Genomic DNA, 514 nt, shown 5'->3' with positions numbered 1-514 from the left:
CACTGAGCACGGATCAGGTCGGCGCATTGACGTCCGCACAGGTTGGCGCGTTGACCACGACGCAGGTTGGCGCACTGACGACGGCGCAGGTCGGCGCGCTGTCCACCGGCCAGATCGGTTCGCTGTCGAACGCGGACGTGGCGGCGTTGAGCACGGATCAACTGGGTTCGTTCACCACTGTCGATATCGCGGCACTGAAGACGGCGCAGGTCGCGGCATTGACGACCGCGCAGGTCGGCGCATTGAGCAACGACCAGCTTGGCGCGCTGACGTCGACGCAGGTCGGCGCGTTGACGACCACGCAGGTTGGCGCATTGAGCACGGCGCAGATCGGTGCGTTGTCGAGCACGCAGATCGGCTCGCTGTCGACGAAGGACGTCGCGGCACTGAGCACGGATCAACTGGGTGCACTCTCGACGGACGACATCGCCGCATTGAAGACCGCGCAGGTCGGCGCATTGACGACCGCACAGGTCGGCGCACTGACCACGGCGCAGGTCGCGGCACTGACGAC

The 514-nt window shown here is 66.3% G+C and carries 1 pseudogene; it reads left to right on the top strand.

Annotation, left to right across the window (positions count from 1 at the left end):
• Positions 1 to 514, top strand: a pseudogene (locus FQ746_RS34920) (heme utilization protein); the annotation flags it as partial.

It is taken from the genome of Paraburkholderia sp. BCC1886, assembly GCF_900996245.1.
GTDB lineage: Bacteria > Pseudomonadota > Gammaproteobacteria > Burkholderiales > Burkholderiaceae > Paraburkholderia.
This window is presented reverse-complemented; position numbering and strand designations above follow the sequence as displayed.